The sequence below is a fragment of the Phenylobacterium sp. genome, assembly GCF_030651185.1.
In the GTDB taxonomy this organism is placed as follows: Bacteria; Pseudomonadota; Alphaproteobacteria; order Caulobacterales; family Caulobacteraceae; genus Phenylobacterium.
Genome location: NZ_JAUSCJ010000006.1, coordinates 170,258 through 192,040, shown reverse-complemented (window position 1 = coordinate 192,040; position 21,783 = coordinate 170,258). Strand labels below are relative to the sequence as shown.

The 21,783-nt window shown below is 68.3% G+C and carries 25 protein-coding genes; 12 read left to right on the top strand and 13 right to left on the bottom strand.

Going from position 1 to position 21,783, the window contains the following annotated elements:
- Positions 1–27: 27 nt before the first annotated feature.
- The 7 genes from Q7J39_RS02260 (at position 28) to clpB (ending at position 8,816) form a co-directional block, all read left to right on the top strand.
- Positions 28–861: a carbon-nitrogen hydrolase family protein gene (locus tag Q7J39_RS02260; protein ID WP_304819977.1), complete on the top strand. Its 834-nt coding sequence runs from the start codon at positions 28–30 to the stop codon at positions 859–861.
- Positions 858–1,286 (top strand): DUF1178 family protein, encoded by a 429-nt coding sequence (locus tag Q7J39_RS02255; protein WP_304819975.1) that lies wholly within the window; start codon positions 858–860, stop codon positions 1,284–1,286. The genes Q7J39_RS02260 and Q7J39_RS02255 overlap by 4 nt, the downstream gene beginning before the upstream one ends.
- An 80-nt stretch (positions 1,287–1,366) precedes the next feature.
- Positions 1,367–1,609 carry a hypothetical protein gene (locus tag Q7J39_RS02250; RefSeq protein WP_304819973.1) on the top strand — a complete coding sequence of 81 codons (243 nt, stop codon included), beginning with the start codon at positions 1,367–1,369 and terminating at the stop codon, positions 1,607–1,609.
- A gap of 128 nt (positions 1,610–1,737) precedes the next feature.
- A complete protein-coding gene (locus Q7J39_RS02245; RefSeq protein WP_304819971.1) occupies positions 1,738–3,147 on the top strand; it encodes a M20/M25/M40 family metallo-hydrolase in 1,410 nt (469 codons plus the stop codon).
- A 72-nt stretch (positions 3,148–3,219) separates the two neighbouring features.
- On the top strand, positions 3,220–5,451 hold the full coding sequence (locus tag Q7J39_RS02240; RefSeq protein WP_304819969.1) for an arylsulfatase: 2,232 nt from the start codon (positions 3,220–3,222) through the stop codon (positions 5,449–5,451).
- A 49-nt stretch (positions 5,452–5,500) separates the two neighbouring features.
- Positions 5,501–6,124 (top strand): pyridoxamine 5'-phosphate oxidase family protein, encoded by a 624-nt coding sequence (locus tag Q7J39_RS02235; protein WP_304819967.1) that lies wholly within the window; start codon positions 5,501–5,503, stop codon positions 6,122–6,124.
- 109 nt (positions 6,125–6,233) lie between these two features.
- A complete protein-coding gene (clpB, locus tag Q7J39_RS02230) occupies positions 6,234–8,816 on the top strand; it encodes an ATP-dependent chaperone ClpB (RefSeq protein ID WP_304819965.1) in 2,583 nt (860 codons plus the stop codon).
- Between the two features lie 60 nt (positions 8,817–8,876).
- Here the strand turns inward: clpB and Q7J39_RS02225 are convergent, their stop codons facing one another.
- Complete coding sequence (locus Q7J39_RS02225) at positions 8,877–9,281, bottom strand: BA14K family protein (protein WP_304819963.1); 405 nt, start codon at positions 9,279–9,281, stop codon at positions 8,877–8,879.
- A gap of 168 nt (positions 9,282–9,449) precedes the next feature.
- Between Q7J39_RS02225 and Q7J39_RS02220 the strand changes: the two genes are divergently transcribed.
- Positions 9,450–9,788 (top strand): hypothetical protein, encoded by a 339-nt coding sequence (locus Q7J39_RS02220; protein WP_293497873.1) that lies wholly within the window; start codon positions 9,450–9,452, stop codon positions 9,786–9,788.
- A 40-nt stretch (positions 9,789–9,828) separates the two neighbouring features.
- On the opposite strand, the gene Q7J39_RS02215 is transcribed toward Q7J39_RS02220, so the two are convergent.
- Both Q7J39_RS02215 and arfB read right to left on the bottom strand, forming a co-directional pair.
- On the bottom strand, positions 9,829–10,374 hold the full coding sequence (locus tag Q7J39_RS02215) for a hypothetical protein (protein WP_304819960.1): 546 nt from the start codon (positions 10,372–10,374) through the stop codon (positions 9,829–9,831).
- A 62-nt stretch (positions 10,375–10,436) separates the two neighbouring features.
- A complete protein-coding gene (gene arfB / locus Q7J39_RS02210; RefSeq protein ID WP_215338895.1) occupies positions 10,437–10,862 on the bottom strand; it encodes an alternative ribosome rescue aminoacyl-tRNA hydrolase ArfB in 426 nt (141 codons plus the stop codon).
- Between the two features lie 202 nt (positions 10,863–11,064).
- Between arfB and Q7J39_RS02205 the strand changes: the two genes are divergently transcribed.
- Positions 11,065–11,553, top strand: a complete 489-nt coding sequence (locus Q7J39_RS02205; RefSeq protein ID WP_304819957.1) for a GNAT family N-acetyltransferase — start codon at positions 11,065–11,067, stop codon at positions 11,551–11,553.
- 150 nt (positions 11,554–11,703) lie between these two features.
- Here Q7J39_RS02205 and Q7J39_RS02200 read toward each other — a convergent pair whose 3' ends face one another.
- The 4 genes from Q7J39_RS02200 to Q7J39_RS02185 all read right to left on the bottom strand — a co-directional run bounded on the left by Q7J39_RS02200 (position 11,704) and on the right by Q7J39_RS02185 (position 15,293).
- On the bottom strand, positions 11,704–12,180 hold the full coding sequence (locus Q7J39_RS02200; protein WP_304819955.1) for a Fur family transcriptional regulator: 477 nt from the start codon (positions 12,178–12,180) through the stop codon (positions 11,704–11,706).
- A 106-nt stretch (positions 12,181–12,286) separates the two neighbouring features.
- The gene (locus Q7J39_RS02195) at positions 12,287–13,381 is read right to left on the bottom strand and encodes a DUF4167 domain-containing protein (protein ID WP_370689977.1); all 1,095 of its coding nucleotides are present in this window, start codon (positions 13,379–13,381) and stop codon (positions 12,287–12,289) included.
- Positions 13,382–13,650: 269 nt separating this feature from the next.
- Positions 13,651–14,520, bottom strand: coding sequence for a peptide chain release factor N(5)-glutamine methyltransferase (prmC, locus tag Q7J39_RS02190; protein WP_304819951.1), 870 nt, complete (start codon positions 14,518–14,520; stop codon positions 13,651–13,653).
- Positions 14,517–15,293, bottom strand: a complete 777-nt coding sequence (locus tag Q7J39_RS02185; RefSeq protein WP_304819949.1) for an MOSC domain-containing protein — start codon at positions 15,291–15,293, stop codon at positions 14,517–14,519. Before Q7J39_RS02185 ends, prmC begins: the two co-directional genes overlap by 4 nt.
- Positions 15,294–15,454: 161 nt before the next feature.
- Between Q7J39_RS02185 and Q7J39_RS02180 the strand changes: the two genes are divergently transcribed.
- Complete coding sequence (locus tag Q7J39_RS02180; protein WP_304819947.1) at positions 15,455–16,705, top strand: YihY/virulence factor BrkB family protein; 1,251 nt, start codon at positions 15,455–15,457, stop codon at positions 16,703–16,705.
- Here Q7J39_RS02180 and prfA read toward each other — a convergent pair.
- Positions 16,663–17,739 carry a peptide chain release factor 1 gene (gene prfA, locus Q7J39_RS02175; protein WP_304819945.1) on the bottom strand — a complete coding sequence of 359 codons (1,077 nt, stop codon included), beginning with the start codon at positions 17,737–17,739 and terminating at the stop codon, positions 16,663–16,665. The genes Q7J39_RS02180 and prfA overlap by 43 nt on opposite strands.
- Before the next feature lie 200 nt (positions 17,740–17,939).
- Between prfA and Q7J39_RS02170 the strand changes: the two genes are divergently transcribed.
- Both Q7J39_RS02170 and Q7J39_RS02165 read left to right on the top strand, forming a co-directional pair.
- Positions 17,940–18,551, top strand: a complete 612-nt coding sequence (locus Q7J39_RS02170; protein WP_304819943.1) for a hypothetical protein — start codon at positions 17,940–17,942, stop codon at positions 18,549–18,551.
- A 97-nt stretch (positions 18,552–18,648) separates the two neighbouring features.
- Positions 18,649–19,020 carry a hypothetical protein gene (locus Q7J39_RS02165; protein WP_304819941.1) on the top strand — a complete coding sequence of 124 codons (372 nt, stop codon included), beginning with the start codon at positions 18,649–18,651 and terminating at the stop codon, positions 19,018–19,020.
- Between the two features lie 33 nt (positions 19,021–19,053).
- On the opposite strand, the gene Q7J39_RS02160 is transcribed toward Q7J39_RS02165, so the two are convergent.
- The 5 genes from Q7J39_RS02160 to ispG all read right to left on the bottom strand — a co-directional run bounded on the left by Q7J39_RS02160 (position 19,054) and on the right by ispG (position 21,743).
- A complete protein-coding gene (locus Q7J39_RS02160; protein WP_304820090.1) occupies positions 19,054–19,488 on the bottom strand; it encodes a DeoR family transcriptional regulator in 435 nt (144 codons plus the stop codon).
- 239 nt (positions 19,489–19,727) lie between these two features.
- Positions 19,728–20,021 (bottom strand): hypothetical protein, encoded by a 294-nt coding sequence (locus Q7J39_RS02155; protein WP_304819939.1) that lies wholly within the window; start codon positions 20,019–20,021, stop codon positions 19,728–19,730.
- Between the two features lie 101 nt (positions 20,022–20,122).
- Entirely contained in the window at positions 20,123–20,326 is a 204-nt protein-coding gene (locus Q7J39_RS02150; RefSeq protein WP_304819937.1) for an S-layer homology domain-containing protein, read from the bottom strand.
- Positions 20,287–20,511: a hypothetical protein gene (locus tag Q7J39_RS02145; protein ID WP_304819936.1), complete on the bottom strand. Its 225-nt coding sequence runs from the start codon at positions 20,509–20,511 to the stop codon at positions 20,287–20,289. Before Q7J39_RS02145 ends, Q7J39_RS02150 begins: the two co-directional genes overlap by 40 nt.
- Positions 20,512–20,609: 98 nt before the next feature.
- The gene (ispG, locus tag Q7J39_RS02140) at positions 20,610–21,743 is read right to left on the bottom strand and encodes a flavodoxin-dependent (E)-4-hydroxy-3-methylbut-2-enyl-diphosphate synthase (RefSeq protein ID WP_304819934.1); all 1,134 of its coding nucleotides are present in this window, start codon (positions 21,741–21,743) and stop codon (positions 20,610–20,612) included.
- Positions 21,744–21,783 lie beyond the last annotated feature (40 nt).

The following is a 21,783-nucleotide window of genomic DNA, read 5'->3' as shown; positions in this document are numbered from 1 at the left end:
TGGGCTGACGGGCTTCTAGGAAGACCCATGACCTTGCGCGTCGGACTGATCCAGACCCGGACCCCTGCTAGCCAAGCGGCGGCGCTTGAACACCTGATCCCTCTGGTGCGCGAGGCGGCCGCGAAGGGCGCGACCTTCATCGCCACGCCCGAGGGCAGCAACATCCTGCAGAAGGACAAGGCCGCGCTCCTGCCGCAGCTCAGGCTGCTGGCGGAGGACCCCGTTGTTCTCGGCATGCAGGCGCTCGCCAAGGAACTCGGCGTCTGGCTGCTGATCGGCTCGGCCCTGGTGCTGCGCGAGGACGGCAAGGCCGCCAACCGCGCCGCGCTCATCTCGCCGGCCGGTGAGATCACCGCCACCTACGACAAGCTGCACATGTTCGACGTCGACCTGCCCACCGGCGAGACCGCCCGCGAGAGCGAGACCTATGAGCCCGGCGACCGGGCGGTCACGGCGCTCGCCGGCCAGACGCCGCTGGGCCTGACCATCTGCTACGACATGCGCTTCCCGGCGGTATATCGGGCCCTCGCGCTCGCCGGCGCCCAGGTGATGCTGGTCCCCGCCGCGTTCACGCGTCCGACTGGCGAGGCGCACTGGGAGATCCTGCTGCGCGCCCGGGCCATCGAGACCGGCAGCTTCGTCCTGGCCCCGGCCCAGGGCGGCTTCCATGAAGACCGCCGCGGCACCTGGGGCCACACGATCGCCATCGCGCCCTGGGGCGAGATCATCGGCCAGCTCGACCACGACGAACCCGGCGTCCTGGTGGTGGACCTCGACCTGGCCGCCGTCGCCAAGGCCCGCGCCGCGATCCCGGCGCTCGCCAATGCGCGGGCCTTCGCAGCGCCAGCGGCCCTCGCATGATCCGCTACGCCCTGGCCTGCGACCATGCCCATGAGTTCGAGGGCTGGTTCGGGTCTTCGGAGGACTACGAGAGCCAGTCGGAGGCCGGCCAGATCGGCTGCCCGACCTGCGGCTCGACCGCCGTCACCAAGCAGATCATGGCCCCCATGGTGGCGGGTACGAAGCGCACCGCCCCCGACATGACCCCGGCCGCCCGCGAGGTGATGATGGCCGCGATGGAGCAGGTCCGGCAGCACGTGGAAGACAACTTCGACTATGTCGGCGAGGACTTCGCCGCCGAGGCCCGCGCCATCCACGCCGGCAAGTCCGAAGAGCGCGGCATCTATGGCGAGGCCTCCCTGGCCGAGGTCCGCGACCTGGCCGAGGAGGGCGTCAACATCGCCCCGTTACCGCCGGCGCCGGTGAAGAAGGCGTCGCTGAACTAGAACTGGAGTTCAAGATGCCTAGCCAAGCTTGGCCGTTCCCTGATCCGCCAAATGCCGCGACGATCACGACACGAAAGATCATGAGCGGCGAACACGCGATCGACTACGTCGCCCGCGAGGAGAGCGACGGCGGCTGGCAGTTTCTCAATCGAGGCGCAGGGGCGTGGAGCCCCAACGAAGCGATGCTCGTAAGTCTGGGACAGGTCGTCTCGATGGACAGTTCGCTCAACGAGATCGGTGATCTCCCACTTGGCTGGCATGCGTCGCGGAAGGGGAAGTCACACCCGTGGACCAGAGCGAAGTCTGATCAAGAGGAGCGTTAGACCGCAGCCCATCGTTTTTTGCCGCTGTGCAGGCAATCGGAAGGCCGCAGCAGCGTTGTCTCTCACGCGTCTTGCCCCCTGACGCCCCCCTGATACGGTCCCTCCCAACAGTTGCCTGGGGCCTTCACATGATCCGCACCGTCCTCCTCGCCGCCATCGGCGTCGCAGCCCTTTCGGCCTCCGCCGCCCAGGCCCAGGCGCGGCCGGACCAGGCCGCCTTCCGGGCGCTCTACAAGGAGCTGGTGGAGACCAACACCACGCTGTCGGTGGGCAGCTGCACCGCCGCCGCCGAGAAGATGGGCGCGCGCCTGAAGGCGGCCGGCTACGCCGACAAGGACGTCCAGGTCCTGGTCCCCGCCGAGCGTCCCAAGGACGGCAATCTCGTGGCCACCCTGGCCGGGACCGACGCCAAGGCCAAACCCATCATGCTGCTGGCCCACCTCGATGTCGTGGAGGCCAACCGCGCCGACTGGGTGCGTGACCCCTTCACCCTGATCGAGGAGGGTGGCTACTTCTACGCCCGAGGCGCCAGCGACGATAAGGCCATGGCCTCGGTCTTCACCGACAGCATGGTCCGCTACAAGACCGAGGGCTTCAAACCCCGCCGCGGCCTGCGCCTGGTCCTGACCTGCGGCGAGGAGACCTCCGACACCTTCGACGGGGTCGAGTGGCTGCTGAAGAACCATCGTCCGCTGATGGAAGCGGAGTTCGCGCTGAACGAGGGGGCCGGCGGGCGGCTGAACGAGAAGGGCGAGCGCCAGTTCCTGGGCATCCAGGCCGGCGAGAAGGTCTACCAGGACTTCACCCTGGTCAAGACCAACCCCGGCGGCCACTCCTCGCGGCCGTCCAAGGACAACGCGATCTATCACCTGGCCGCCGCCATCGACCGGCTGGCGGCCTATGACTTCCCCATCAAGCTGAACGAGGCGACCCGGAACCACTTCGAGAAGATGGCGGTGATCGAGGGCGGCGCCTCGGGCGCGGCCATGGCCGCGGTGGCCAAGGACCCCACCAACGCCGCGGCCGTGGCCGAGGTGATCAAGGACGCCAGCCGCAACTCCATGATGCGCACCACCTGCGTGGCCACCATGGTCAATGCCGGTCATGCTCCGAACGCCCTGCCGCAGCGGGCGCAGGCCAATGTGAACTGCCGCATCCTGCCCGGCGAGAGCCTGGAGTCGGTGAAGGCCCAGCTGGTGAAGGTGTTCGCCGACGACAAGATCGCCGTCTCGATGGTGGGGGTCCCCAGCCCGGTCTCGCCGCCGCCGCCGCTGACCAAGGCCATCCTCGCCCCGATCGAGCAGGTCTCCAAGTCGATGTGGCCAGGCGTGCCCCTGGTGCCCGCCATGTCCACCGGCGCCACAGACAGCCGCTTCACCAACGCCGCGGGCATCCCCAGCTACGGCCTCTCGGGCATGTTCGGTGACCCCGACGGCGGCGGGACCCACGGCCTGAACGAGCGTATCCGCGTGCGTTCCCTCTATGAGGGCCGCGACTTCCTGCACGCGGTGGTCAAGCTCTACGCGAACCAGAAGTAGGCGGCCGGAAGCCCTCTTCCCGTCTTCCCGAAAAAGTGGCATTTCTTCTGCCAATAGTTTCGGGAGGACGCGATGGCGGCGAAGATCGGGGCGACCCTGGCGGATTCAACGCCCTATTGGCCGCCCGGCCCGACCCCGCCCAAGGGCGCCCCCAACATCCTGGTGGTGCTGTTTGACGATGTCGGGTTCTCCGACTTCGGCTGCTACGGCTCGCCGATCAAGACGCCCACCATCGACGCCCTGGCGGCCGACGGCCTGCGCTATACCGGCTTCCACACCACGGCCATGTGCTCCACCACGCGGGCGGCCCTGCTGACCGGGCGCAACCACCATTCGGTGGGGATGGGCTGCCTATCGAACTTCGATAGCGGATTCCCGGGCTATCGCGGCAAGATCGCCCGCGAGGCCGGAACCCTGCCGGAGATGCTCAAGCCCCACGGCTACTCGACCTACATGGTGGGCAAATGGCACGCCACGCCGCTGACAGAGACCGGCCCCTCGGGCCCCTTCGACGGCTGGCCGCTGGGTCGCGGCTTCGACCGCTTCTACGGCTTCATGGACGCCGAGACCGACCAGTTCGCCCCCGAGCTGGTGCGCGACAACACCCCCATTGAACAGCCCACGAGCTATGCCGAGGGCTATCACCTCACCGCCGACCTGATCGACCAGTCGATCCGCTTCATCGCCGACCATCAGGCCGATGCGCCCGACAAGCCCTGGCTGCTGTGGCTGGCGCCCGCCGCCTGCCATGCCCCGCACCAGGCGCCGCAGCATATCATCCGCCAGTACGACCCGGTCTTCGAACACGGTTGGGACGTGGAGCGCGAACAGCGCCTGGCGCGCCAGAAGGCGATGGGCATCGTGCCGCCTGACACCATCATGCCGGACCGCAACGACGGCATCCGCCCCTGGGACGACTGCCTGCCCGACGACAAGCGGGTCTTCACCCGGCTGCAGAGCGCCTTCGCCGGCATGCTCGACCATGCTGACCGCCACCTCGCCCGGCTGGTGGCCTTCCTGGAAGAGGCGGGCATCAAGGACGACACCCTGATCGTCGTCATGTCCGACAATGGCGCCAGCCAGGAGGGCGGGCCGCTGGGCATGGTCAACGCCATGGGCCCCTACAATCTGAAGTTCGAGCCCATGGCCGAGAAGCTGGCCCGGCTGGACGACATCGGCGGCCCCGACAGCCATTCCAACTTCCCGCAGGGCTGGGCCATGGCCTCCAACACGCCCCTGCGCCGCTACAAGCAGAACACCCACGGCGGCGGCATCCGCGATCCCCTGGTGATCTCCTGGAAGAATGGCCTGGCCGCGCGGGGTGAACTGCGCACCCAGTTCGCCCACGTCAGCGACTTCACGCCGACCCTGCTGGACATCCTGGGCCTGGAGCCGCCGCAGGTGATCGCCGGCGTGCCGCAAATGCCGCTGGAGGGGGTCAGCTTCGCCGCCTCGCTGAAGGATCCCGCCGTTCCCAGCAAGAGCAAGTCCCAGCACTTCGAGATGTTCGGCCATCGCGGCCTCTGGAAGGACGGATGGAAGGCGGTCGCCTTCCATCCGCCGGGCACGCCCTTCGACACCGATGTCTGGGAGCTCTACCATCTGGACGCCGATTTCTCGGAGACCCGTGACCTCGCCGCCGCCGAGCCTGAAAGGCTGGCCGCCCTGGTGGCTGAGTGGTGGAAGGCGGCGGAAACCTACAGGGTCCTGCCCCTGGACGACCGCTTCGGCCCCCGCTTCGCCGAGAACGCCCTGCGCTATCACGGCGCCCGCAAGCGCTTCGTCTTCCACCCCGGCATGGGCCATCTGCCCGCCGACGTGGCGCCGGACGTCCGCAGCCGCTCCTACATCATCGAGGCCGAGGCGATCATTCCGCCCGGCGGGGCGGAAGGCGTGCTGCTGTCCCACGGCGACGCCACCTGTGGCTACAGCTTCTACGTTCAGGACGGCCGGCTGCATCACACCCTGAACGTCGGCGGGGCGCTGGCCACGGTCAGTTCCGCGGGGCCCATCCCGCCCGGCCTGCACAAGCTGGCCCTGCGCTGCCGCCAGGGCTCCGACGGCCGCACCTTCACCCTGGCGGTGGACGGTCAGGTCGTGGGCGAGGTGAAGACCCATATCGGCTTCGCCACCTTCATCTCCTGGTCGGGGCTGGATATCGGTCGTGACCGGGGCAGTCCCGTCGCCCCCTACGCCGCGCCCTTCACCTTCACCGGCAAGCTGCGGCGCGTGGTGGTCACCATGGACGCCGACCAGGACCTGGACGGCGAGCTGCTGGGCGAGGCGGAGATGGCGCGGCAGTAGCGCCTCGCCAGGGAGCGCCTATCTTGCAGGGCGAACCTGGAGCGCAGCCATGGCCTACGAATACCTCGACCTGCTCGCGACCCCCAGCGTCCAGGCCGCCCAGGCGGCCAACGGCGCGCGTCAGATCTGGGAGCGGTTCGAGGGGAGCCGGACTTCCGACCGGTTCACGGACAACGAGGCGGCCTTCATCGGCGCGCGCGACAGCTTCTATCTGGCCAGCGTCTCGCAGAGCGGCTGGCCCTATGTGCAGCATCGCGGCGGGCCGCCGGGCTTCCTGCGGGTGCTGGACGAGACCACCCTGGGGTTCGCCGACTATCGTGGCAACCGCCAGTACATCAGCCTCGGCAACATCGGCGCCGACGACCGGGTAGCCCTGATCCTGATGGATTATCCGAACCAGGCGCGCCTGAAGATCCTGGCCCACATGGAGGCCCGCGACCTGGCCGCCGATCCGGACCTCGCCGCGCGGCTGGTGGATCCTGGCTACAAGGGGCGACCCGAACGCGGCTTCGTCCTGAGGCTGGAGGCCTTCGACTGGAACTGTCCCCAGCACATCACGCGCCGGTTCACCGGCCCGGAGATCGAGACGGTCCTGGGACCCATGCGCCAGCGCGTCACCGACCTGGAAGCCGAGAACGCGGCGCTGAAAGCCCAGCTCGCCGCCCGCGTCTGACTTTTCTGGCTGACACGCTTGTGTGGCGAAAGGGCCACACCTACATCGAGGCCGTGGAGGTTGCGCTTGATCAAGGCGGCCCCGCTAATCCGCCTTACGAGGGGACCTCATGAATATCGACCTCTATTCCGACCGCGCCAAGCAAGCGATCCAATCGGCTCAAAGCCTGGCCATGGCCCGTGGCCACCAGCAGCTCGCGCCCGAACACCTGCTCAAGGTTCTGCTTGAGGAGAAGGACGGCCTCTCCCGCGCCCTCATCGAGAGCGCCGGGGGCCGGCCTGATGTGGTGGAGCAGGCGACCGACGCCCTGCTCGCCAAACGCCCCCGCGTCGAGGGCGGGTCGGGCCAGATCTACATGGCCCCCGAGACTGCGCGGGTCTTCAACGAGGCCGAGGCCGGCGCCAAGGGCGCGGGCGACGCCTTCGTCACCACCGAGCGGCTGCTGATCGCCATCGCCAAGGAAGGCGGCGAGGCGGGCAAGGCCCTGTCGGCCGCCGGCGCCACGGCCTCTGGCCTGGAGGACGCCGCCAAGGCGGTCCGCAAGGGCCGCACCGCCGATAGCGCCTCGGCCGAGGAGGGCTATGACGCGCTCAAGCGCTACGCCCGCGACCTGACCCAGGCCGCCCGCGACGGCAAGCTTGATCCCGTCATCGGCCGTGACGAGGAGATCCGCCGCACCATCCAGGTCCTGCAGCGCCGCACCAAGAACAATCCCGTCCTCATCGGCGAACCCGGCGTCGGCAAGACCGCCATCGTCGAGGGCCTGGCCCTGCGCATCATCAATGGCGACGTGCCCGAGGGCCTGAAGGACAAGAAGCTTCTGTCCCTCGACATGGGCGCCCTGATCGCCGGGGCGAAATACCGCGGCGAGTTCGAGGAGCGCCTGAAGGCGGTGCTCAACGAGGTGATCGCCGCCGAGGGCTCGATCATCCTGTTCATCGACGAGATGCACACCCTGGTGGGCGCGGGCAAGAGCGACGGGGCGATGGACGCCTCCAACCTGCTCAAGCCCGCCCTGGCGCGGGGCGAACTGCACTGCGTTGGCGCCACCACGCTCGATGAGTACCGCAAGCACGTGGAGAAGGACCCGGCGCTGGCTAGGCGCTTCCAGCCCGTCTTCGTGGACGAGCCAACGGTGGAGGACACGGTCTCCATCCTGCGCGGCCTGAAGGAGAAGTACGAGCTGCACCACGGGGTGCGGATCTCCGACAGCGCCATCGTCGCCGCCGCCACCCTGTCCCACCGCTACATCACCGACCGCTTCCTGCCCGACAAGGCCATCGACCTGATCGACGAGGCCGGCAGCCGCGTGCGCATGGCGGTCGACAGCAAGCCCGAGGAACTGGACGAGATCGACCGCCGCGTCGTGCAGCTGAAGATCGAACGCGAGGCCCTGACCAAGGAGACCGACGCCGCCTCCAAGCACCGCCTCGAAAAGCTCGAGGAGGAACTCGGCGAGCTCGAGGCCGAGTCCGAGGAAATGACAGCCAAGTGGCGCGCCGAGAAGGAGAAGGTCGGCCAGTCTGCCCAGCTCCGCGAGGCCGTCGACCGCCTGCGGGCCGAACTGGTAGCCGCCCAGCGCCGCGGCGACCTGCAGCGCGCCTCGGAGATCGCCTATGGCGAAATCCCCGGCCTTGAGCGCCGCCTGGCCGAGGAAGAGGCTCAGGAGCCCACCGACGCCGTCAGTCCCGAGGTCGTCGACGCCGAACAGATCGCCGCCGTGGTCAGCCGCTGGACCGGCATTCCCGTCGAGCGGATGCTGGAGGGCGAGCGCGAGAAGCTGCTGAAGATGGAAGACAGCCTGCGCAACCGCGTGGTGGGCCAGGAGGAGGCCCTGGTGGCCGTCTCCGACGCTGTCCGACGCGCCCGCGCCGGCCTGCAGGATCCGGCGCGGCCCATCGGCTCCTTCCTGTTCCTCGGCCCCACGGGCGTCGGCAAGACCGAGCTCACCAAGGCGCTCGCCGAATTCATGTTCGACGACGAGGCCGCCATCACCCGGATGGACATGAGCGAGTACATGGAGAAGCACTCGGTCAGCCGCATGATCGGCGCGCCCCCCGGCTATGTCGGCTACGACGAGGGCGGGGCGCTCACCGAAGCGGTGCGCCGCAGGCCCTATCAGGTCGTGCTGTTCGACGAGGTGGAGAAGGCCCACCCCGACGTCTTCAACATCCTGCTGCAGGTGTTTGACGACGGCCGCCTGACCGATGGTCAGGGTCGCACGGTCGACTTCCGCAACACCATCCTGATCATGACCTCCAACCTCGGTTCGGAGTTCCTGGCCGGGCAGGCGGATGGCGAGGATGTCGACGAGGTCCGCCCCATGGTCATGGACGTCGTGCGCCGCCACTTCCGGCCCGAGTTCCTGAACCGGATCGACGAGATCATCCTCTTCAAGCGGCTGGGCCGCTCGGAGATGGACAACATCGTCGGCATCCAGATGCAGCGGGTCGAGAAACTGCTGGCCGCCCGCCGGATGTCCATCACCCTGGACGCCGCCGCCAGCCATTGGATCGCCGAACGCGGCTATGACCCGGTCTACGGCGCCCGGCCGCTGAAGCGGGTGATCCAGAAGGAACTGATCGACCCCATCGCCAAGAAGCTCCTGGCCGGCGACTTCCAGGACGGCTCGGTGATCGAGGTGGGCGCCACGGACGAGGGCCTGCAGATCGGCAAGGCCAAGGTGCACTAACGTAAAAAAGGTCCCGCTCAGCGATGAGCGGGACCTGATGTTGCGGCGGGTCAGATCAGCCTAGAGCCGGCAGCGGGTCCAGACGCGACCCGTGAAGTACATATCCCGGGCCGGGTTGTAGCTGCGGTAGCGAATCTGGCAGGCGCGGACATGCCCGTACCAGCTGTTGGTATGACGCCAGTGGCGCGGCGGCGGAGCCGGCTGGCGGCCCCACCGGTGGTCCCAGCGGCCATAGCGGTTGTCATAGCGGTCGTTGCGATTGCGGATGCCGTCGTTGTCGCGGTCCCGGTCGTTGCGATTGCGGATGCCGTCACCGTCACGGTCGCGATCGTATCGATCGCTGACGCCGTCGCGGTCGCGGTCATTGTACTGTCCGTAGCCGTAAGGCTGGGCGGACGCCGCGCCGACGCCGGCGGCGGCGGCCACCGAGACGGCGGCCAACCCGATAGTGATCAATCTGCGCATCAAGTCTCTCCCTGAGGTATCCGTCCCACAGGGCTTAACGCCTTGGTAATGGGTTAGTTCGGCAAAGGCCGCCAATCTGTGCTAAAGGGGCTTATGACTGATCGCGCCCCTGCTGTTCGCGTCTGCGAGCGTTCGCGCGTTTTCCAAGACCAGTAAGGAGTCGGCACGATGCCCGAGGAACAATTCATCCAGATGTACGTCCGCGATTTCGCCACCATGGCGTCGCGGGTCGAGGCCGGGTCGGATATCGAAGCCCAGCTCAACAAGCGCATCTCGGAAACCCGCTCGCACGCCGCCCTGATGGACGCCCGCAAGGCCGAAGGTCACCTCGCCGCCGTCATCGAGCGCCTGCGTTCGGAAGCCAAGAAGGACGCGTCCCAGGCGGTGAAGAACACCCCCGACCCTATCGCCGCGGCGGCGCGCCGCCAGGAATTCCTGGTGCGCGTGGCCGACATGCTCGACTCTGAACTGGCTGAACCCGAGAAGCGCGGCGCCGCACGGTTCTAGGCAACCTCACTCGTCCCGGCCTGGCCGGGACGAGCAGAACTTAAAGCTCGATCGCCACCGGCCGGCCTGCGCGGATTTCCACGCGGCGCATGATCGCCATGTCCGGGCCATTGCCGCCCACGGGCTTGGCGACCGTGATCACGAACCATGCCCCATTGGCCAGGCCCTGGAAGCTGAAATGGTCGGCGTCATCGCAGGTGGTGCGGCGCACGAAGGCTGAATAGTCGCCGCTGGGGGCCGAGGGCGTGCGGGCCCGGACCTGTTCGGCCGGCAGAGCCGCGCGGTCGGGCGAGTTGTAGAGGATGGTCATCCGCCTGCGGGTCCACAGCGTCTCGGGCGTAAGCACCACCCCGGCGCCGGCGCAGGTGTAACGCGACACACCGCTGCGGAAGGTCATGCGTCCGTCGATGCGGCCCCGGCCAGGCACCGCCGACCAGGCGAAGTCGGCGGGACGGAACACCCCGGCGGACGGCGGGCCGCCCATACCGGGCGGCGGCGGCGGCGGCGGACCCAGCGGAGCTGTGGTGGCGCAGGCCGAAAGCCCAACGAGGGCAGCGGAGATGAGCAGGAGACGAGCGGGGGTCATGTCGCGCGCACCATAGGCAAGGGGAGGGGCGTGCGCCAAGGGTCTTCGTGGCGAAGATGCTGCTAGTCGTCCCCGCGCACCTTCCCTCGCGTCGCCTTGACCCCGCCGCGCTTGACCTTGGAGTCCACGCGCCGGGCCTTGGCCGCCTTGCTGACCTTGGTCTTCTTGCGGGGCGGCGGCGGCGGCTTGGCCGCTTCACGGATCAGGTCCAGCAGGCGTGCGAGCGCATCGGCGCGGTTCCGCTCCTGTGTCCGGTGGGTCATGGCCACCAGCACCAGAACGCCGTCCAGGGTGATCTTCCGCCCGCCCAGCTTCATCAGCCGGATGGCCACGTCATTGGGCAGGGACGGCGAGCCACGCACGTCGAAGCGCAGCTCCACCGCCGTCGACACCTTGTTGACGTTCTGCCCGCCGGGACCCGCGGCGCGGATGAACCGCTCCTGGACCTCGTCGTCGTTCAGGGTGATGTCGGGGGTGACTTCGATCATGGGTTCCAGCAGCGCTCGCCAGTCGCTAGTCTCACATCATGCGCAGCCTAGCGACCCATATGCAGATTTGCACCGCCCGGACCGGGCTGGTGAGAGCTGCTGTGCGCTAGGATTTCGACGACACACGCAGACCACCAGCCCCGCCGGCGACGGACGGGGCTTTTTCATGGGCCCTCTCCGCCGGTTCTTTTGGAGAGAGACCATGAGCGACATCCTGATCCGGGCGCGAGAGCCCACGGACATGGCCGACATCACCGAGCTGCTGAACCAGCCGCGCGCCATCTGGGGCACGCTGCAGATGCCCTTCGTCAGCCTGGAGGCCCGCCAGAAGCGCGCGTCGGCAACAGGTGGGGATCTGCACTTGGTGGCGGTCATCGACGGCAAGACCATTGGCTCGGCCACCCTTAACCGGTTCGAGAACCGCCGAGCCCATGCCGGCTCCATCGGCATGGCCGTGCACGACGCCTATGCCGGCCGCGGCGCAGGCTCAGCCCTGCTGGGCGCCCTGATCGGACAGGCCGACAACTGGTTGAACCTGAAGCGGTTGGAACTGAACGTCTGGTCCGACAATACCCGCGCCATGGCGCTGTACGAACGCTTCGGCTTCGAGCGGGAAGGGGTGTTCCGGAACTATGCCTGGCGCGACGGCGCCTATGCCGACTCCGTCGCGATGGCCCGGTTGAGGTTTTGAAATGAATCGTCATCCCCGGGCTTGTCCCGGGGACCCATGGTCTCCGCCCCACCGCAGATCGCGCTGCGGACGCCAAGTCCTCTTGCTGAACCACGGAGATCATGGATGGCCGGGACAAGCCCGGCCATGACGATCAAGAAATAAACGCGGTCACTGACACGCGAGACAAAGTCCGCGCGCTTCCAGCGTCACCGCGCGGACCACGTATCCCGCCGGGGCGGCGGCGGCGATCTGGGCGTCGAGGTCGGGTTCGAACTCCTCGGCCGCGCCGCAGCACTCGCAGATCAGGAAGGCGGCCCTATGGCCCTGGTCGTCGCGGCGGCAGGGGACGTAGGCGTTCAGGCTCTCGATGCGATGTGCGAAACCCAGGCGCTCGAGGAATTCCAGCGCGCGATAGACGGTGGGGGGCTTGGCCGGCTCCCCATGCGCGCCGAAGGCGGCGATCAGGTCATAGGCTTTCAGCGGACCGTTGGCCTCCAGCAGCAGTTCCAGCACCCGGCGACGCGGGGTGGTCAGGCGCTCCTGGGTCTGCGCGCAGCGGCTCTCGGCGGCGGTCAGGGCATGGCGCAGGTCCACACCCTTGATGCCCGGATGCGCGCCGTCCTCGTGGTGGCACTCGGTTCCCATGTCTCTTGGCTACCTGTCCGCGCGGCTTCCCGCAACAAGCGGAATATGGTGACGAAGGCCCCAAATGCGAAGGCCGGGATCATCGATCCCGGCCCAAGCCCTAGTCCTATGCGTCTTCGGTCTCGGAAGGCGGTCCGCCTTCGCCACCCTCGAAGCTGCGCGGGGCGCGGCGACGCTTGGGCTTGGCCGGCGCTTCATCAGCCGAGGCGGCGGGCGCGGGCGTCTCGGCCTTGGGGGCGCGGGGCGCTCGCGTCGTTGTCGGGGCCTTCAGGAACGCCGGGGCGTGGCTCTCGCCGCCGTCGTCGTCCCGCAGAACGGGAGAGCTGCGGGGCTCGGGCGCCACCAGCGGCGTGGCCTGCGGTTCGACCACGGCCAGCGGATCGCGCTCGGGGCGGTCCTCGCGCGGCGGACGGTCGTCGCGGTCACGCCAGCGGTCGCGGCGCGGACGGTCGTCACGGGGACGGTCGTCGCGGTTGCGGTTCTCGCCCTGCGGACGGTTCTCACCCTGCGGGCGGTCCTCGCGGGGGCGGTCATCCCGTGGGCGGTCTTCGCGCGGACGGTCTTCACGCGGGCGATCGTCGCGATTGCGGTTCTCGTCGCGGGGACGGTCATCACGAGGCCGGTCATCCCGGGGCCGATCGTCACGCGGACGGTCGTTGCGGTCCTGACGGTCGCCGCGCGGGCGGTCGTCACGATTGCGGTCCTGGTCGCGGGGACGGTCGTCGCGGCTGCGGTTCTCGTTCTGCGGACGGTCCTGCCAGCCATTGGCGCCGCGCGCTTCGACTGATTCACCGCCGCCCTCGCCAGCAGCTTCTTCCTTGTCGGCCTTCTCAGCGGCGTCGGCGTCGGCCTGGGCCGCGGCCTGGGCGCCGCTCTCGTCCTCGAAGTCGATGTCGAAACCGGAGGAGAATTGATCGCGGCCCAGAATCTCGCTGGCCGCCCGAGTCGGCTGCATGGCGCGCACGACCCGGAAATAGTGTTCTGCGTGCTGCAGGTAGTTCTCGGCGAGGACCCGGTCCCCGGCCGTGGAGGCGTCTCGCGCCAACTGCTGGTATTTTTCGAAGACGTGCTGAGCGTTGCCGCGGACCTTCGAGCCTTCCGGCCCGTTGGAATCGAACGCCCGGTTGGCGTTCTGCTGCTGCGGTTTCCCGCCGCCGCCACCGCCACCGCCGCCGCGATTGCGACCGCGCTGACGCTTCATACCCTTGAAATCTCTCATTATTCGCTAACCGTTCCGCCGGCGCTCCAGCTCATGCCAGGATTGCGCGGGCTTGCCTTTTCGTCTTGCTCAGGACCCGAGGCCCCGAGAATTCGTGTTGAAGACGTAAGTGTTCCCCGTCTTCCGCCCTGACTTGAGGCGAGCGCCACTTAAAGCCGCGCCTGTCGGTGTGGTGCTCGATTCCTGCTTTTCAGGAGGCCGAACCCCGGGCGCCGACGAATTGGGTGGAGACAGGTATCTGATCTAGCGATTCAGCCCCGAATTTCCAAGGGGTTTTTCGTGCCTATGACAACGCGGTCGCGTGTGGAGAGATCTGGGATGGTCGCCACCCCCTGCGCGCCTGCCGACCTGAACAGGTCCTCGACGGCGGCTTTCTGGTCAAAGCCGATCTCCACGGCGAACATGCCGCCGGGCTTCAGCACCCGGAGAATTTCCGGGGCCAGCAGGCGATAGTGGTCCAGGCCGTCGACCCCGCCGTCCAGGGCCAGGCGCGGTTCGTGGTCGCGCACCTCCGGCTCCAGGGTCTCGATCACCTCGGTGGCGATATAGGGGGGGTTGGAGACCACCAGGTCGAAGCTCGCGTCCCCCAGGCCCGCCGTCCAGTCGCCTCGCAGCAGGGCCAGGCGCCCGGCAAGGCCCAGATTGGCGGCGTTCTCGCGGGCGACGGCCAGGGCTTCCTCGGAGACGTCGATGCCCAGGCCCTTGGCCGCAGGCCGCTCGGAGAGGATCGCCAGGATGATCGCCCCGGAGCCGACCCCGAGGTCGAGGATGGAGAACGCCATCTCTTCCGGGAAGGCTGGCAGGACGGCGTCCATGATGGTTTCGGTGTCGGGGCGCGGGGTCAACACGTCGGGCGTCACCGACAGCATGATCTTCCAGAAGCCCTTGCGGCCCAGGATGTGGCTCACCGGCTCGCGCTTCTCGCGGCGCTGCAGGTAGTCGTCCAGGGTCGCCTCCTGCGCCGCGGTCAGCTCGCGGTAGGGATCGGCGACGATGTCGGCGCGGGTGGCGTCGGCGGCGGCCTCCACCAGCAGGCGCGCCTCGATGACCGGGCCATCCAGGTTGGCGGCCTCCAGGCGCCGCTTGGCGCCCTGCCAGGCCTGCAGCAGGGTCAGGCTCATCGGACGGGCTCCATCTGCGGCGCGGTGCAGGCGTCGCCCACGGTGATCTGGCCGCTATCGGTGACGTGCATGTAGAGGCCGCAGAACATGTGGCCGTAATTGTCGAACAGAGCCTTCACCAGGTCCATGTCGCGCTCGGCGGTCTCCGGGTCCACGTGGATGGCGGCGCAGCGGACGATGGGCTTGAACACCTTGGCGCGTGCGAACCCCAGCATCAGTTCGCGGCCCACCCAGTCCATCTCCGCCCAGGGCTCCCAGCCCTCGACATAGAGGTTGGCGCGGAAACGCAGCGGATCGAGCGGCCGGCCGATCTTCTGTTCCAGGTCGCGAAGGCTGGCCAGGTTGATGATCGAGACGTGGCCCAGGGGGTGGTCCATGAACCGGTGGCCGGGCGCCTGGATCACCTTCAGCTCGCCACGCACCTCGTCCCCCAGCAGGGCGGTGAGCCAGGCGGCGAAGGCGGCGCGGCCGGCTTCATCGGCCATCGAGCCCTGGTAGTCGGGCTGCCCGTCGGCGGTGGCCCGCAGCATCCCCGTGACCTCGTCATAGGCAGTGCGGGCCTTGGCCACGTGGGCGACGGCCATCAGGACGGTGAACTTCTGCTTGGGGATATAGCCCGGGGCCTGGGGATCGAAGCCCGAGGGCCCGTTCTCCACCGCCCACATGCGGTCGCAGGGGAAGGGTTGGCCCACGCTCAACATCGCCTGGTTTAGACGCTCGGGCGTGAACCCCTTGATCGGGTGGCGGTAGAGGGCGGCGACGTGACCGGTCATGACGCCCTGTTGCCGCAAGCCCCCGCCGCGCGCAACCACCGCCGCGCCACAATCATGGCGCCGCTTGGGATCAGCCTGCCGTCCAGACAGCGCCGACGATACGGAACGGCTGTCGCCAGTAGGGGTTCAAGCTGTGGCTTGGCGCCTGGAGGGTGGGGAACATGCGCAGGCTGTTCTCAGGGAAATGGACGAAGGAACGGCTGGGCCCGATGGCGCTCCAGGCCGCGCCCTGGGTCGCGCTCGCCGCCCTGGCCGCGCTGTGGCCGCGCAAGCGGGGCGAGGCCCAACCGGGCCTCAGCGTCCAGGCCCATGCCGAGCCGGAATCCTTCGAGGTCGCCGAGCCCGGCCGGGGCCGGATGGCCGCCGCCCCGCATCACATCCCGCTGCGCGGCTGGAAGGACGTCCTCTGGCGCACCTATCGCGAGATCACCTGCGACCGGCTGAGTGCCGTGGCCGGGGGCGTGACCTTCTACACCCTGCTGGCCCTGTTCCCGGCCATCGGGGTCTTCGTCTCACTCTACGGCCTGTTCAACGACGTCACCGCGGTCCAGGCCCAGCTCAGCCAGTTCGCCGCTGTCATCCCCGCCTCGGTGATCGGTATCGTCGGCGACCAGATGCTGCGTCTGGCTGACCGGCCCAGCGCGTCCCTCAGCCTGGCCTTCCTCATCAGCCTGCTGCTCTCGGTCTGGAGCGCCAACGCCGGGATGAAAGCCCTCTTCGATGGCCTGAACATCGCCTATGACGAGGATGAAAAGCGAAGCTATGTGGTCAAGACCGCGCTCACCTACGGCTTCACCCTGGGCCTGTTGGTCTTCCTGACCCTGGTAAGCATCATCCTGGTGGCCGTGCCGCTCTACCTGGAGGGCGCGGGCTTCCGCGATGTCGCCCTCGTCTGGCTGCCCCTGCGCTGGCTGGCGATCCTGGGGCTCGCGGCCGGCGCCTTCTCCCTAGTCTACCGCTACGGCCCCTGCCGCGCGCGGGCGCGCTGGCGGTGGGTCAGTCCGGGGGGCGTCTTCGCCGCCGTCCTGTGGCTGGTGGGGTCCCTGGGCTTCTCCTGGTACGTCAACAACGTCGCGCACTTCGACGTCACCTACGGCTCCCTGGGCGCGGTGATCGGCTTCATGCTGTGGATCTGGTTCTCGGTGATGGTGGTGCTGATCGGCGCGGAACTGAACGCCGAGATCGAACACCAGACCGCCCTGGACTCCACCACTGGCCCGCCCCAGCCCATGGGGGTGCGCGGCGCGGCCATGGCCGACACCGTGGGCCTGGCCTTCCACTTCGACGCCAGGAAGGTGCTGTCCAAGGTCTGGGTGGACGGGACCGATCAGGCCGAGCGCGTGCTGACAGCGGCGCGGCTGCGCAAGCCTCAGCCGAACTCGTCTTCCAAGGCCGACAACCGGGCGGCCTGATCCTCGGCGATCAGCGGATTGATCACGTCGTCCAGGCTCTCGCCCTCCATCACCTTGGCCAGGTTGTAGAGGGTCAGGTTGATGCGGTGGTCGGTCACGCGCCCTTGCGGGAAGTTGTAGGTGCGGATGCGTTCCGAGCGGTCGCCCGAGCCCACCTGGCTCTTGCGGGCGTCGGCGCGCGCGGTGTCGAGGGCTTCGCGCTGCTGGTCATAGAGCCGGGCCTGCAGGACCTTCAGGGCCCGGGCGCGGTTCTGATGCTGTGACTTTTCCGACGAGGTCACCACGATGCCGGTGGGCAGGTGGGTGATGCGTACGGCGGAGTCGGTCTTGTTGACATGCTGGCCGCCGGCCCCGGACGAGCGGTAGGTGTCGATCCGCAGGTCCGACGGATTGATGTCGATCTCCACGTCCTCCACCTCAGGCAGGACGGCGACGGTCGCGGCCGAGGTGTGGATGCGGCCGCCGGCCTCGGTGTCGGGCACCCGCTGCACGCGGTGGACGCCGCTCTCGAACTTCAGGCGGCCGAACACGCCGTCCCCGGTGACCGAGGCGATGATTTCCTTGTAGCCGCCGACCTCGCCCTCCGAGACGCTGTCGATCTCCACCCGCCAGCCGCGCGTGGTGGCGTAGCGCTGGTACATGCGGAACAGGTCGCCGGCGAACAGGGCGGCCTCGTCGCCCCCTGTGCCAGCCCGCACTTCAAGGATGGCGGAAGCGTTCTCGTCCTTGTCCTTGGGGGCCAGCAGCAGGGCCACCTCGCGCTCCAGGGCCGGTAGCTTGTCGTTGAGGATCTGCAGTTCGTCGCGGGCCATGGCCGCCATCTCGGGGTCGCCGGCCGCGGCCATCTCCTCAAGCTCCGGCGCCTCGGCGCGCACACGGGCCAGGTTCATGACCGCGTCGGCCACCGGCTTGAGTTCCGCGTGCTCCTTGGACAGGCGCACGATCTCCTGGCCGTCAGTGGCCGCGCCCATGCGGGCCTCGATCTCGCGGAAGCGGTCGAGAACCTGGTCGAGTCTGGCTTGGGGAAGGCGCACGGAGGGATCACCGGGAGAAAACGGAGGCTTCCTCTACCGCTCTGCTGGCCCCTTGCCAAACATCTGATGGTCCGGCCACTCGCTCGGGACGCGAGCTGATCTTGCCAAGCTCCCGCTTTGGTGCTCGTTAACCATGATCATGGGGGCATGTTGTACAGGGTGTTTCGGGCGTCGCGACGGTGCGCGCGGGGAGGGGCAAGGTGAGTGATCACCCCGCCCCGGCCGCGCCCGCGCATCCGCCAGGTCCGGCCATTTGCCGCTGCGGCTTCGGAGGGTTCGCCCAGCCGCTGATGATCTGCGCCTGTCCGGCTCCCCCCGCCCCGGCCAAGCCGGAAGCCCCCAGGAAGCCCGCCCCGCCGACCTTCAGCGACCAGGTGCCCGAGGTCTTCGCCAGGGGGTTCAAGGACATCTGGGCCGGCGTCGCCGCCGGCCGCTCGCCGGTGGGCCTGATCGCCGACTGCCGGATGCTGCTGGCGGTCCTGCTCACCGAACTGGAACGCCGCGCCGGCGTCTCGGCGCCGAGTCGCGGCTGGTTCGGCGGCGCCCCGCAGTCGGGCATGAAAGCCAAGATCGATTCGCTGGTGGCTCGCCACGTCCTGCTGAAGGGCGTCGCCGACCTGGCCAAGCGCATTTCCCAGCTGGAGCCGGGGTCAGAGGTCAATGCCCTCTATCCCATGGGCGATCCGGCCCAGGCTCGTGACTACATGACTCTCATCTGGCAGGTGGCCGACCAGGGATTCGAGCAGGACCGCTGGAGCCGCACCGGGCAAGCCCCCCTGCGTGTGGTTCCCGACACCAAGGACGGTCATTGAGGGAGATGTTCGCCTCTGACCCAATCTGGGCGTCTAAGGTTCGCCTACTGAGAGTTGCCGGGTTCCCCGACGCAAAAGCCGCACGTATGGTCGGCCCATGCCGTCGATCCTAGAGCCCGAAAAACGCAGGCCGCGCCGGACCATTTCCCGCAAGGGGGTGGATCCCATGGTCGGTGAGATCGCCGAGGCCCTGCTGCAGCTCGGCGGCTCGGCGCATCGCGACCGGGTGCTCGAATTCCTGGCCATGAACCGCTCGCCCGAGGGCCAGGTCCAGCTCAGCCTCCGGGCCCGCGCCGTGGCCGCCTTCGACGCCCACTCCGGGTCGGACCGCGACAGCCGTGGCGTCCGCCCGCTTTTCCGCAAGCCCTTCGGCCCGGGCTCGCACCGCTGGGCCCTGACCGCCGAAGCTGAAGCCTTCCTGCGCGCCGGCGGCGCGGCTCGCGATGTCGAGGCCTCGGCGAGCCTCTGAAGCATCCCGGCCGTCGCAGGGGTCAGAGGATCGTCAGGCCAGCGCGGCCCCGTCATCGCTCAGATTGACCCCGATCCGCCGGAGCTGGATGAACAGTCGGCGCAGGTTCAGGAAGCTTGCCCGGGTCAGCCGGGTCATCCTGTCGCTGGCCATGACCTCGGTGGGCACGATCAGGCCGCCGTCCACCCGCACCAGCACCCCCTGGTCGATCAGGCCCTTGATCTTGCGTCGCACCGTCTCGTTAGGGATGCCCAGGGCGGCGGCGAGCGCGACCCCCGTCACCGGCCGCCGCATCTCGTCTGGCGGCAGGCGCCCCACGGTGGCGAGCGCGGCGGTGGAGTCGGGACTGGTGGCGAGATGGCCGACATTGGCTTCCACCACCGAGGCGAAGACCAGGGCCGCGGTGATGTCGCCGCCATACTCCCGGTTGACTGTCTCGACGGCCCGGAGGATCGCCCCGATCGCCATACGCACGGCGACGCGCTCCTTGAGTTCACTGTCCACGATTCAACCCCGGTGTTCGGAGCGGCGAGCGCCGCTGTCGAACCCATTATGGTGAAGCTCGAACGGAGGGCGATGCCTTCGGCCCCCAAAATGGGGTTATTTGACAATGGTTTACATTCGGCCTGAGCCGCCACGAAAAAGGCGGGCCGACCCAGAGGTCGACCCGCCCTTCGAAGGTCCGTCGCGCGTGAGCGCGGGTAATCTTAGGCGCGGACGCCGGTCAGCGGCGCGTTGCCGAAAGCGCCGAGCTTCACATTGCCCGACATGCTGTCGCCAGCGACGGTGGCTTCGAATTCCAGCGTCATGGGCATGGGCGAGGTGATGGAGGTGGACCAGGTCAGCTTGTCGCCATCGACCTTGCCTTCGATGGCCTGCTCACCGGCCGGGGTCTGCGTGGTTCCGGTGAAGGTCCCGCCGTCCGTCTTGATAGAGGCCGTAACCGTCTGCGCGCCCATGGGCGAGTTGATGGTGATCTTCCAGTTGCCGTCAGCGGACATGGTGTCCCTCCCTTATGGTGGCCGGCACCTAACCAAGGCTATCGTCGGGGCGCAAGTGGTGACGCAGGCGTCAACTTTGGAAATATCGGCGAACCCGTTCGCTAGTCCCCGTCGCCGAAGCTGAAGCCCGCCCCGCGCAGGGCGCTCACCAGGCTCAATACCCGGGCGTAGAGTTCGTTGTTGCCGTCCATCATCTCCGGCCGGGTGAACACCGCCGAGGGGACCACCAGCCCATCGCCGACCCGCTCGACGATGCCCTCGGCGATCAGGGCCTCCACATAGCGAGCGACGATGTCGTCGGGCATGCAGAGCGGGCCTTGGGCTCCAGCAGGTGCTGGGTATTGGCGCTCCAGACGCCGCTGAACACCAGGAACTGGATCATGTCCCATCGGGCATGGCGCGCCATGGCCGCCAGCCCGCGCAGGACCTCGTAGGTCATCACCCGCGCGGTGGCGCGGCGGTTGTCGAGGCTGGGGGCGGGGGCTGTCATGAGGCGAGCGTGTTCAATGAACGAACTTGGTCAGAAGTTCATGACGCCCGGGTAAACGAGCTTGACCGTCGCCGAGCCGTCTTACCCCAGACCCAGTCCTACTCGGCGGCTTCCAGGGTCTTGGCGTCGAGTTCGGCGGCCTTGGCCTCCACCAGCTGCACGATGTGCTCGACCATCTGATCGTTGTCCATCTTGTGGTCGGGCTTGCCGGCCACATAGACCATGCCGACGCCCTTGCCGCCGCCGGTGAACCCGACGTCGGTCATCAGGGCCTCGCCCGGCCCGTTCACCACGCAGCCGATGATCGACAGGCTCATCGGGGTGGCGATGTGCGCCAGCCGCGCCTCCAGGGTCTCCACGGTCTTGATGACGTTGAAGCCCTGCCGGGCGCAGGACGGGCAGGCGATGATGTTGATGCCGCGGTGACGCAGGCCCAGGGACTTCAGCATGTCGAAGCCGACCTTGATCTCCTCCACGGGGTCGGCCGCCAGGCTCACCCGGATGGTGTCACCGATCCCGGCCCACAGCAGGTTGCCCATGCCGATCGAGGACTTGATGGTGCCCGAGCGCAGGCCGCCGGCCTCGGTGACGCCGACGTGCAGCGGACAGTCGATGGCGTCGGCCAGCATCTGATAGGCGGCCACGGTCATGAAGATGTCCGAGGCCTTCACGCTGATCTTGAACTCGTGGAAATCGTGGTCCTGCAGGATGCGGGCATGGTCCAGCGCGCTCTCCACCATCGCCTCGGGGCAGGGCTCGCCGTATTTCTCCAGCAGGTGGGGCTCGAGGCTCCCGGCGTTGACGCCGATGCGCATGGAGCAGCCGTGGTCGCGGGCCGCCTGGATGACGTCACGCACCCGGTCGGGGCGGCCGATATTGCCCGGATTGATCCGCAGGCAGGCCGCGCCGGCCTTGGCCGCCTCAATGCCGCGTTTGTAGTGAAAATGGATGTCGGCCACGATCGGGACCTTGGAGGCCTTCACGATCGTGCTGAGCGCCGCAGTGGACTCCACGTCGGGGCAGGAGACCCGCACGATATCAGCCCCGGCCTCCTCCAGTTCGCGGATCTGGCCGATGGTCGCGTTCGCGTCGGCCGTCAGCGTGTTGGTCATCGACTGCACGGTGATGGGGGCGTCGCCACCCACCTCCACATTGCCCACCCGGATCTTGCGCGAGGGCCGGCGCGTGATGGTGCGCCACGGACGGAGATGGGTGTGATCGTGAGCGGTCATGATGTCGGGGAAAGTAGGCCCCCGCGCCTGAAATCCCAAG